8 protein-coding genes and 1 pseudogene are annotated in these 11,077 nt (G+C 68.5%); 7 read left to right on the top strand and 2 right to left on the bottom strand.

Annotation, left to right across the window (positions count from 1 at the left end):
- Positions 1–456 precede the first annotated feature (456 nt).
- On the top strand, positions 457–1,821 hold the full coding sequence (locus ACFXA3_RS02860; protein WP_385180990.1) for a glutamate decarboxylase: 1,365 nt from the start codon (positions 457–459) through the stop codon (positions 1,819–1,821).
- Positions 1,822–1,915: 94 nt separating this feature from the next.
- On the opposite strand, the gene ACFXA3_RS02855 is transcribed toward ACFXA3_RS02860, so the two are convergent.
- A complete protein-coding gene (locus tag ACFXA3_RS02855; protein WP_385180987.1) occupies positions 1,916–4,114 on the bottom strand; it encodes an FUSC family protein in 2,199 nt (732 codons plus the stop codon).
- 230 nt (positions 4,115–4,344) lie between these two features.
- On the opposite strand from ACFXA3_RS02855, the pseudogene ACFXA3_RS02850 reads away from it, so the two are divergent.
- The 6 genes and pseudogenes from ACFXA3_RS02850 to ACFXA3_RS02825 all read left to right on the top strand — a co-directional run.
- Positions 4,345–4,577 (top strand): annotated as a pseudogene (locus ACFXA3_RS02850) (transposase); the annotation flags it as partial.
- Positions 4,578–5,544: 967 nt separating this feature from the next.
- Complete coding sequence (locus ACFXA3_RS02845) at positions 5,545–5,772, top strand: ferredoxin (protein WP_385180984.1); 228 nt, start codon at positions 5,545–5,547, stop codon at positions 5,770–5,772.
- A complete protein-coding gene (locus ACFXA3_RS02840; protein ID WP_385180981.1) occupies positions 5,769–7,160 on the top strand; it encodes an NAD(P)/FAD-dependent oxidoreductase in 1,392 nt (463 codons plus the stop codon). The genes ACFXA3_RS02845 and ACFXA3_RS02840 overlap by 4 nt, the downstream gene beginning before the upstream one ends.
- Positions 7,161–7,173: 13 nt before the next feature.
- The gene (locus ACFXA3_RS02835) at positions 7,174–8,388 is read left to right on the top strand and encodes a cytochrome P450 (RefSeq protein WP_385180978.1); all 1,215 of its coding nucleotides are present in this window, start codon (positions 7,174–7,176) and stop codon (positions 8,386–8,388) included.
- Positions 8,389–9,249: 861 nt separating this feature from the next.
- The gene (locus ACFXA3_RS02830) at positions 9,250–9,480 is read left to right on the top strand and encodes a hypothetical protein (protein WP_385180976.1); all 231 of its coding nucleotides are present in this window, start codon (positions 9,250–9,252) and stop codon (positions 9,478–9,480) included.
- Positions 9,481–10,380: 900 nt separating this feature from the next.
- Positions 10,381–10,581, top strand: a complete 201-nt coding sequence (locus tag ACFXA3_RS02825) for a hypothetical protein (protein WP_385180974.1) — start codon at positions 10,381–10,383, stop codon at positions 10,579–10,581.
- A 262-nt stretch (positions 10,582–10,843) separates the two neighbouring features.
- Here the strand turns inward: ACFXA3_RS02825 and ACFXA3_RS02820 are convergent.
- On the bottom strand, positions 10,844–11,077 hold a 234-nt coding region (locus ACFXA3_RS02820; RefSeq protein WP_385180971.1), incomplete at its 5' end, for a transposase family protein.

Here is an 11,077-nt window from a genome sequence, read left to right as displayed (position 1 = left end):
GTGGTGTGTCTATGACGCTGAAGCCCCCCGGGGGGGCGGGGCGCGGCGGCCCGCCCCCCCGCCCCGCCCGGCGGGGGGGGGGGCCCCCCCGCCTCATCGAGCGGATGCGCTGACGGGCTCAGCAGACACCAAGACCGAGTCGAGGGGTACCGGCTACGCGTCGTCCCCGGGCACTTCGGCTGCCTGGATGCAGGCGGGGGAGTGAGGGGCTCCGCTCGCCCAGTGGCGGGAATCGACCGGTTCGTCGCCGCGCGCGGCGGCATGCGGCGCCAGACGCGAGGCGGCAGCAGCCCCCGCGCGGCAGGGAGAGGGGCCGTCCGCCCGCTGGGACGTGGGCTGCCGTGTGGCAGGCGAGCGTCGTCGATCGCCGGGTAGGGTACGCCGTTCGCGTGCATCCGGGGCCCATTCACAGGTCCTGAGCACGGCTCCTTCTCCGACCGTGGTTGAGTTGCCGATATGACCAAGAGTGACGACGCGGCCCTGTTCGGCAACCGGTTCCTGACCGTGCCCGCTCCTTCGGAGACCTTTCCCGCAGAAGGCATGGCTGCGACGGACGCCATGCGGCTGGTGGGTGTGGACCTTGCCATGGAGGGGGACCCGCAGCGTAACCTCGCCACGTTTGTCACCACTTGGATGGAGCCGGAGGCACAACGGATCATCGCCGACAATCTCCACCGCAACTTCATCGACCACGCGGAATACCCCATCTCCGCCGAGATCGAACAGCGTTGCGTGCGCATGCTCGCCGACCTCTTCAATGCGCCGGGCAAGACGACCGGATGTAGGACCCAGGGGTCGTCCGAGGCGATCATGCTCGGGGCGCTGTCGCTGAAGTGGAAGTGGCGGGAGCGCCGCCAGGCGGCCAATCTGTCGGTCGACCGACCCAACTTGGTCTTCGGCGGGGACGTCCACGTCGTGTGGGAGAAATTCTGCCGCTACTTCGACGTCGAGCCGCGGATCGTGCCGCTGGCCGAGGACAAGTACACGATCGGCCCGGAGGATGTGGAGCCCCATCTCGACGAGAACACGATCGGCGTCGTAGCCGTCCTCGGCACCACGTTCACCGGCCACAAGGACGACGTCGTCGGGATCGACGAGCTCCTGCGGGACATTCGAAAGAAGCGGGACCTCGACATTCCGATCCATGTCGACGGCGCCAGCGGTGCCTTCGTCTGGCCCTTCCTCTACCCGGACTCGAAATGGGACTTCCGGCTCGAGCAGGTCCGTTCGATCAACGTCTCGGGACACAAATACGGACTCGTCTACCCCGGCATCGGATGGCTGGTCTTCCGCGAAGAGGCCGACCTCGCCAAGGACCTCGTCTTCTATGAGAACTACCTGGGCAAGACGGACGCGACGTTCACGCTGAACTTCTCCACCGGTGCGTCGATGGTGCTCGCGCAGTACTACAACTTCGTGCGGCTCGGTCGCCAGGGCTACACCTACGTCATGAAGACGATGCAGGAGAACGCCCGCGCACTGGCGGACAACCTGCGCAGCAGCGGCCGCTTCGAAGTGATCGGGAGCGACCTTGAGCAACTGCCGCTGGTCGCGTTCCGGCTCGCAGGTGAGCACGCCTACGACGAGTCCGACATCGCCTGGCAGCTCTCGGCCGAGCGGGGCTGGATGGTGCCGGCATACACCCTCCCGCCCAACGCGGAACGGGTGAAGATCCTGCGCGCCCTGGTCAAGGAGACCCTGAGCCGCGAACAGGTCGACCGCCTGACCCAGGACATCGCCGATGCCTGTCGCACGCTGGACGGAAAGGGAGCGACCCACAGCATCGAGCGGACCCAGGTCAAGCGCGGCACCGGCTACTGACACCCGCAACCGGCACGCCCGGGGACGCGCTGGCTGCACTACTGACTGCGGCCCGTGGTGCCCCGTAGGAGCGTCGACACGATGCTCGCGGTGGTCAGCCCGGCATGTTTGTCCGGCCATCCGCGGCCGGACTGATCGCTGTGACCACCCTCTGCAGGCTCGTCAGCCAGATGGCGGCGTCAACGGCGTGGTACAGCAGCGGGTCGGGCGCCTGGCCGTCCGAGGCGGCGAGAACATCGGCGATGACCGTGAGGTCCGTCGGCGGGCTCGGGTCCGGCAGCTCGAGGGGCGCGGGGGGTGGGTTCGTGGGGTGCAGGTCGTACATCAGTGGCAGTGCGGTGAGCCGGAGACGGTGAGCGGCGTCGTGCAGGTGCGCGGCGCTGCGCGGCCAGGCCGCCAGCGTGCCCGGGGGGCAGTGGTCGAGCAGGCTCTGCCCCATGGTGATCACCCAGATTCCAACCAGCAGGATACCCATCCAGTCCTTGTCGGCGGGGTGTGCCGGATCCGGGTCGTGACGCTCGGTGGCGTACTGCACGTAGCTCGCGTCCGCGATCCCTTGGGCGCGGCTGACCCGGGCTAGCGTCTGGCCGGCTGGACCGTCCCTGGTGATGGTGTCGATGATCTCTGCAACGGCACGGGTGCTCTGGTCCAGCAGTCGTGAGCAGGCACGCCGTAGTTCCCCGCCGCCACCTTGCGGCCAGGCCAGCAGCCCGGCCAGGGCGCCGATGACGCCGCCGATGACGACGTCCGTGAACCGGACGGCGGCCAGTTCTGGCCTCGCGGGACTGAGCTGGGCGAAGGCGGCGGCCGCGGCGATCGTGGAGAAGGCTTGGCCCCAGCCCATGCCGAGCAAGGGTCCTGCGGAGAACGACAGGAAGTACATGGCCGGCAGCACGGCCGCATACACCGCGACGTGGTCGGTCACGAAGTACAGCATCACGGCCACCACGGCGGCGCCCGCGAGCGTGCCGGTGAACGCCGGCCGGAGCGCCGTGCGGGTGCCCGTGGCGCTGGTTCCCATCACCGTGATGGTGGCCAGCAGAGCCCAGAGGCCGTGGGTCAGGTCAAGCGCGCCCACGACCAGACGGGCGGCGGACAGGGCCAGCGCGATCCTGACTGCGTTCTGGAAGTACACCGACCGGGGTGTGAGGTGGGTCAGCAGGCCGCGCGCGTAGAGTGAGAGCGTGGGGCGGCCTGCGTACGAGAACGGGCCCGGTCGTTTCGTGGGTGGCGTCGCGTCATGGGGCACGGGTGCTCCGAGCGCGATGCGCGCCGCTGTGACGAGGAAGTTGCCGGTGTACGCGATGTCCAGGGCGATCGCGCCGTCGCGTACGACGGCCGCGCTGTTCGGACGCCACGTCTGCAGGCGAACGCGGTGGGCCTCGAAGTCCGCCGCCGCGTCGGTGTACGGGTCGTCGGACGGCGCCGGGCCCCGGCCGGACAGTCCGAGTGAGACGTCGTGGCATGCGGTGGCCGACGCTTGCAGCAGTCGGCTTGCCGCAGGGTCGCGGGGGAGGGGGGCATCGTGGGAGTCCTGTGCCAGCTTCCGTGTCTGGGCCAGCAGATGCAGCATGCAGGCGGCGCTTTGGCACAGCGCCCGGTGGGTCGCCGACGCCGACGTCGGGCGCTCGTCGGCCGGCACCTGGCTCAGCCGCAGCTCGTGCGCCGCCGTCATCAGCCGCTGCGGGCTGTCGAGCGATGCTGCCCGCGGCTCCGCAGCGAGTGCCCGCAGTACCCCGGACGCGACCCCCGCAGCGTGCGCCAGCCGGTCCGCGTACCGTCCCGGGGGGCGATCCGGCAGCAGCCACACCTCAGCCGCCGCCATCAGCACCGTCCCGGCCGCCAGCCCGGCCAGGCGCGACCCCAGCGATGAGGGCTCGTACGGCGGGAAGCACGCCAGGATGTAGAACGCCAGGAGCCCACCCGCCATCCCACCCAGCCGGGGTGCGCCCACCCCCGCGAACGTCACAAGGAACGCCACCACGAGCATCCCGAGGGCTGCCGTCCATGAGTGCACCCCGAGCACGGTGCCCAGGGTGACCAGCGCGGCCGCGACCGGCAGAACCGCCAGCAGCGTGCGGGCGCGCTCACGCGGCGTACCCGGGACGAAGGACATTCCGCCGGTGGCGACCGCGCCGAACAGCGCGTAGATCGCCGCGCTATGGTTCTGCAGGCCGTAGCGCGCGGTGTAGAACCCCGCACACGCCACGAGCGTCACCCGAGCCGAACGCCGCACCGCCCGCAGGCCCGGATCCCGGGCCAGCAGCCACTCCGGTCCACCGAAAAAGGGCACCCGCAGCCTCCTTGACGTTTCAGTGCACAGGCACGCGCACTCCCCCTGTCCACGCTAGGCCAGCCAGGTCCGCCCAGCCATCGCATCCGGGGCCGGTCATGCGCCAGGGCGGGAGCCGAAGAGCCGTTGCGCGTACTCCTGTCTCGTTCCAGGACGCCCGGTCGCCGCGGCCGCGTTCCACCATCGGGGATGGCCTGGGCGTACGCGGTCCGGTGCGGTAGGCCGGAGGCATGGCGAAGCGACGGTCGTATCCGGGTGATCTGGCCGATGCGCGTGCGGAGTTGATCGAGCCATCCCTGGCGGCTTGGCGTTTCGAGCGCCGTGGCCGGGCTCCGGACTTCGGCCGGCCGCTCGAACACGACCTGCGCGAGGTCATGGATGTGATCTCGTATGTGAACCGCACGGGAATCCAGTGGCGCTACCCCCCCCGCATGACTTCCCGCACTGGAACACCGTCTACGGGCAGCGCTGCTGCTGCAGCCAAGGCGACCGCGTCCACCGTCCCCGGCCACCACAACTACGCGGTCCCTGAGTGGAGGCGGCGGTGGCGGCTGGCAGCAGCGGCGCGGGCGCCACCGGTGGATCGGGCGGCCACACCGGGAGCTTCATCGCCTGCCGCGTCGAGGTCAAGCCCGGCGGAGAGTGGGCGCTGACGGCGATGATGGCGCCGGCAGCATCGAGGGGCCTACCCCACCGGCCGCGATGATGCGGTGGACGTGGGGTCCGACGGCTATGGCGGGCATGTGTCGATGGCTTGGGGTGGCCAACCGCGGCAGCGGCACCGAAACCGGTGGAGATGAGGGAGGTGGGGGCAGCGCATCGCGGAGCCGAATAGTCCCCAACTCGTAGCCTGCAAAGGGCTCGCGCGCTGCGCCTGACTGAGAGCCTTCCGGGGCGGACCGATCCTTCCGGCAATGTTCCCGGGGGCGGCGAGCGGGATGGCTCGGTCGCACCCTTCAGGTTGTGGTCGCCTACGTCGCGACGCTCAGGCTCAGCCCGGCTCCGACCGGCAGCTCCGAGGCCGGGGTGCGTAAAGGACCCGCCCCGGCCCCGTGCACCGCAGGAGTTGCTGGACGAAGGTCGTCGCAGAAGACGTAACAGGATGCCCTGTACACACAACCATTCCGACCCCTCGGGCCTGGTACCGGACGGCAATGTGGCTTCGCCGGCGTGTCTGCCGCGGCATCCCTTTTCCGGGTGTGCGGGTGATGTACGTGCGGGCTAGACTGAACAAGATCAGGTTTCCAGGCAGTCTTGCCTGCACTCGTCGCGCCCTACTCGCGATGGCCAATTCTTATTGTGGAGACCCGACAAGCGCGGTGCCCCCCTTTGCGCTTCGCGAGGGATGGTCTCAGGCATGTCGCGCGCGTTGCCTGCCGACACGGCACCGGCTTCAGGGTCCGCAGCTTGTAGTCCCTGTGGAGGTCGGGATGAGAGTTGTCGTTGATCTTTCCCGATGTGAAGGGTATGCCCAGTGCGCGTTTCTGGCTCCGGACGCGTTCCGGATGCACGGCGAGGAAGCGCTGATGTACAACCCGAACCCCGACGACGCTCAGCGCGACCAGGTGCTGCGCGCCGCGGCGGCCTGCCCGCTCCAAGCGATTCTGGTCGACCAGCTGGAGGGGCGTGACGTGCCGGTGGAGGCGTCGCCATCATGACCAGCGCCGACACCCTGCAAGCGTTCAAGCGTGATGGCCGCATCGTGGTCGTTGGGGCGTCACTGGCGGGCCTGAGGGCTGCGGAGGCTCTGCGCAACGAGGGCTTCACCGGATCGTTGACCATGATCGGTGACGAGCTGGGCGAGCCCTACGACCGTCCCCCTCTGTCCAAGCAGGTACTGACCGGGTGGGTGCCGGCCGACGGCACCAAGCTGCCGCGACGCCGTGACATCGCTGCGGAATGGCTGCTGGGCGTGCCCGCCAGCGGGCTGGACCTGGCGACCAACCACGTGCGTCTCGCCAATGGACGCGAGGTCCCCTTCGACCGGGTGTTGATCTCGACCGGGGTACGGGCCCGGCCTTGGTTCGTCGAGAGCGAGGCAGCCCTGGACGGAGTGTTCGTCGTGAGGACGCGCGAGCACGCCGAGGGCCTGCAACGAGCCCTCGCCGCCGGACCCTCCCGCGTACTGGTCATCGGTGCGGGATTCACCGGCTCTGAGATCGCCTCCATCTGCCGCGAGCGGGACATCCCGGTGACCGTCGCCGAACTCGGGTCGGCGCCGCTGGTCGGAGCGCTCGGTGCCATGATCGGTGAGATCGCGGCGGACATGCAGCGCGCCCACGGTGTCGACCTGCGTTGCGGTGTCAAGGTCACCCGGCTGGAGGGCGACGAACAGGGGCACTTCCGCCGCGCCCACTTCGACGACGGCAGTACGATCGACGCCGACGTGGCGGTGGTGGCCCTCGGGGGCATCCGCAACACCGAGTGGCTACAAGGCTCGGGGCTGGCGGCAGGCGTCTGGGGAATCGCATGCGACGCGGGGTGCCGCGCCCTCAACGTCAACGGCCTGATCACCGACGACATCTTCGCCGCCGGAGACGTCGCACGCTGCCCGAACCCGATCTACGAGTACCGGCTCATCTCGCTGGAGCACTGGGTCAACGCCGTGGAGCAGGCCGAGGTCGCGGCGCACAACATGGTAAGCGGCCAGGCGGACCGCTGGCCCCACCTGTCCATCCCGGTGTTCTGGTCCATCCAGTTCGGTGTCAACATCAAGTCCGTCGGCGTGCCGACCTTCGCCGATGAGGTGGTCGTCGCCCAGGGATCGGTGGCCGACCACCGCTTCGTTGCCGCATACGGCTACCAGGGCCGCGTCACCGCGGCGGTGAGCTTCAACAACGCGAAGTGGCTGGACCACTACCGGCAGCTGATCGAGACGGCCGCACCCTTCCCGCCGCCCTGCCCCACGCCCGACCAGCCCGCCGACGCGAAGCCGGTGCCGGTCGACTTCCCCGGCCCCGCCCTGCTCGCTCAGGGAGCCACCGTGGTCGTTACGGGCCATGATCCGGCTGAGCGGCGGGTCACGGCCGCGCAGCAGCACCGGTAGGAGGGAAAGCGAGATGACCACGACCGAGACGCCCGACGTCCTGCACCGGATCATGGACTATTCCACTCGGGCCGACCCGTACCCGCTGTACGCCGAGCTGCGCAAGACACCGGTGGCCCGGCAAGAAGACGGCAGCTTCGTCATCAGCACCTACCGCGAGCTCACCGACATCTTGCACAACCCGCACCTGAGTTCCGACGTCCGCAATCTGTCGCGTCCGATGTCCGCCGCCGAGGGACGGACCACTCCGCCGTTCATCAACCTCGACCCACCCGAGCACGACCGCCTGCGGCGTATGGCGATGCGCCACTTCGGCCCGCCGAACACCCCGGGGCTGGTGACCAGCCTGGAACCCGACCTTTCCGCCACCGTCAGCAGCCTGATCGACGGCTTCGCGGGCAGAGAGCAGATCGACATCGTCGACGACTTCGCCTACCCGTTCCCCGTCACAGTGATCTGCCACCTGCTCGGCGTGCCACGCGAGGACGAACCGAGATTCCACGTGTGGGTTGACGCCATGATCGCGTCGATCGACTACAACCCCGAGATCGATCCGAAGGAGAAACTGGAGAACGGCCTGCAGGCCGGCAAAGACCTGGACCAGTACCTCATCGGGCTGCTGGAGCAACGCCGCGGCCGGCCGGGCGACGACCTCCTGGCACGGCTGGTCAATGATGACGGCCCTGACGGGCGGATGACCGACGCCGAAATCGCCGCCACCGCACACCTGCTGCTGATCGCCGGGCACGAGACCACCGTCAATCTCATCACCAACGGCATGCTGACGCTGCTGCGCCACCCACCAGTGCTGCAGCGCCTGCGCGACGAACCGGGCCTGGTCGTACCGCTGGTCGAAGAACTGCTGCGCTACGAACCCCCGGTGCACATCATTCCCTGGCGGGCGGCGTACAACGACATCACCGTCGCCGACACCGTCATCCCCAAAGGCTCGCAGATCATGCTGATGTTGGCTTCGGGCAGCCGCGATCCTGACCGCTTCCACGAACCCGACCGCTTCGACCCCGATCGGCGTGACAACCAGCACCTCGGCTTCGGCAGCGGCATCCACCTGTGCTTCGGCGGCCCGCTGGCCCGGCGGGAAACCCAGATCGCACTGACCGAGCTCGTACGCCGCCTGGACAGGCCCAGCCTGGTCGCCGACCCGCCACCATACCGGCGCAGCCCCATTCTTCGCGGCCCGATCCACCTCCACGTCGAGCAGGGGTGACGGTGAACGCGACAGCCGAAGGCGCCCGTGAACTTGAACGGATGACGTCGGCGTCCGCTCCATTGTCGGCGGGGTGTGTACGTGCGGCCCACGGCATCCGGCCGCGACCAGGGGCGAGTGCGGCGATCGGCTGACGCCACAACGGCGAGGTGCCGAAGCTGGCGCTGCGCGCCCGCCGGGGATTGTGGGACAGTCGGCGGTTAGCCCGCCGTCAGGCCCTGCGGCAGCACGAGTTCAATCTCGGCAACCAAGAACTACGAGCTGGCCAGAATCGGTTGACGTGGTTTCAGGTTGCCCCGTTCGGTTGTTGCTCGGTTGGCGTAGTGCCCTTCTTCGAACTCAGGGGGGCTGAGGTGCCTTGGGCCCACCGAGCAGCACATTCGTGGGCTCCGCACCCCACACCCTTTGCGGGGATGGGGCTGAGTCCAGGAGAGGCATACTGCACGGGGATCACCGTGGCCGGTATCAGTGACGTCGGCATCCGGCGAGCGGATTCCTGATGGTTCGGCGTCCTTCGCGCAAATCGGCCAGGCGCTGTGAATGGCAGCCCTCTCCGCGGGGCACGGAAGCCGAAATGTACATCCAGGTTCGACCCAGATGACGAGTCGCGTGATGGTGACTATCATGGGTACAAGACGGCCGCAACTGCGGGATCCGCTCTCTGGCATGCACTGATGCACGTGCCGAGAGAACTTGTGTTCCAATCCAGAAGGTCCGTGGTCCGACGGGGCCATGTTGACGGCGGATACGCGTTCATCACATTCATGCGGCGACCGGAAACCTCCGTCTAGCTTTTTGCGAGAGGAGGCGGGACGACTTCGTGACGCAATGAGTGAAAAACTGCGAGAAGGGTTGCGAATCATGCAGGCAATCAGAGCAAAGCGGCTCTTCGCCGTGTCCGCCATCGGTGTCCTGATGGCCGGTGGCGCCGCGCTCGGCGCCGCGGGTGCTGCCTCCGCGGCCGTACCCACGCACCCCGTCACCTCCGTTACCACCGTCACCCACGGCGGCGGTTGGGACGACGATGACGGCGGCTACGGCTACGGCGGTGGCTACGACGACGACTGGGGCGGAGGGTACGGCGACTGCTGACGCGCCGAATCACACTGTGTGGTCCGCCGATCCGGCGGTCCGCACAGCGTTACATACTGCGGGGGCTGCGGGGGCTGCGGGGGCTGCGGGGGCTGCGGCGGCTGCGGCGGATCGGGGAGGTCCGTTGTGTGCCAGCCGATACGGGGTCGAGATTGGAATGTGAGCAAGGGCCGTTGACCGTAACCCCTATCCGGTGCGCTCAGGGTTCCGGCAGGGGCCTGGAGCTCATGCCGGGATGAAGATTCCGAGTGACTTGCGCCGCATGAGCACCGTGCAGGCCGGGCACACCTGCTGCTCGTGCCCGGCCCGCGGGGTGTCTCTCGTGCGCCTGATGCCGCTCGTCGCCGGTCATTAGTCCTTCGGCGTTGCAGCACCAGCCGCGCGCCTCGAAGCGGTCTGAGGAACGTTGCCGTAAGCAGGCCGTCGCCAGGTCCTGTGGGTGGCCGGGCCTGCTGCGGCAGTAGGTCGGCGAATGCGATAGGCCTCATCGGGCGGGTCGCGCCAGTGACGTGAGTCGGAGATCTTCCGGTAGATCCCCGGCCGTCCGGTCGAGGATTGCAGCGCCTTCGCCATACCGGCGACGGTCCGCGCGCTCGGAACGGACTGCTGGTGCAGAGCGTTGCTCACGCTCGTACGCCCCACCCCGGCCCTCCCCGCCAGCCACGTCACCGTCTGCCCCGTGGCGGCCAACGCCTTCGCGAACTGCGCCTGCAGACGAAGCAGCGCCTCGGACGGCTCCCCGGCCGGCTCGGGCCCGTCGTGCCCGGTGTCCATCGCTTCCCCCAGCCGGTGTGTGCGCGGGTGTTCAGAAGTGTTCATCTTCGCCTGCCTGAACCCTGGCGGACACCGGATTCGAGACGCTCGTTCCCTCAACCGATCCGTCTCTTCGTGGAGTTCGACATGCCAGCACTGACCCTGGTCTTGTTCACCGTCTGCCTGGTCCTGATCACCGCTCTGGTCGTCGCAGCGGTGGCCGGCAAGCTTGCCCGTCTCGACGGCGCCAGCTACCCGGCCGCCTGCCTGCGCGCGGCCACCGCCTTCGGTGCGGTGGTGACCCTGGCCTCCGCCGTGACAGGCGCGCTGGCCGCAGTACTGCCCTGACCAACCCAGGTCGGCGTGCACAGAGAAGAAGAAGGTGGCGTACTATTGATCTTGAGCCTGTCGCCCTGAACGGGGCAGTACGGCCGCGCGTTGGTGGTCCAAGGAAAGACACCCCACTTCCCGTGGGGGGATGCAGGTGCAAGGCCTGCCCAGCGCTCAACCGGGGCCCGCTGTCTTCACTGAGAAGACGGCGGGCCTCTCGTGTTGCCAGGCCCCCGTTCTCACACGGTTCGGCTTGAGGTTGTCCCGTATGGGGTGTGAGTTATCCGGTGAGGGCCATGTTGTGTAGTCGGGTGATGCCGAGGATGGCCTGGTGAATGCCGTTGCCCTTGAGTCGGCAGTCCCGCAGGATCTTCCAGTTCTTCAGCCGGGATAGAGCGTGTTCGACTCGTGCCCGGGCCTGTCGGTGGACAGCGTTCTCTGCTTCTTGTAGCGGGCTGAGGTGGGTTTGTCCTCGTCGTTTGCGGTGCGGGATGAGCAGGCTGGTGCCTTGGTG

Origin of the sequence: Streptomyces sp. NPDC059456 (genome assembly GCF_042750055.1) — a bacterium.
Classification (GTDB): Bacteria; Actinomycetota; Actinomycetes; order Streptomycetales; family Streptomycetaceae; genus Streptomyces.
Note: the sequence above shows the minus strand (reverse complement) of the source record. Positions and strands in the feature narration are given on the sequence as shown.

Coding starts and splice junctions, on each gene's coding strand:
- ACFXA3_RS02860 (WP_385180990.1), top strand. CDS start 457: ATGACCAAGAGTGACGACGCGGCCCTGTTCGGCAACCGGTTCCTGACC.
- ACFXA3_RS02845 (WP_385180984.1), top strand. CDS start 5,545: ATGAGAGTTGTCGTTGATCTTTCCCGATGTGAAGGGTATGCCCAGTGC.
- ACFXA3_RS02840 (WP_385180981.1), top strand. CDS start 5,769: ATGACCAGCGCCGACACCCTGCAAGCGTTCAAGCGTGATGGCCGCATC.
- ACFXA3_RS02835 (WP_385180978.1), top strand. CDS start 7,174: ATGACCACGACCGAGACGCCCGACGTCCTGCACCGGATCATGGACTAT.
- ACFXA3_RS02830 (WP_385180976.1), top strand. CDS start 9,250: ATGCAGGCAATCAGAGCAAAGCGGCTCTTCGCCGTGTCCGCCATCGGT.
- ACFXA3_RS02825 (WP_385180974.1), top strand. CDS start 10,381: ATGCCAGCACTGACCCTGGTCTTGTTCACCGTCTGCCTGGTCCTGATC.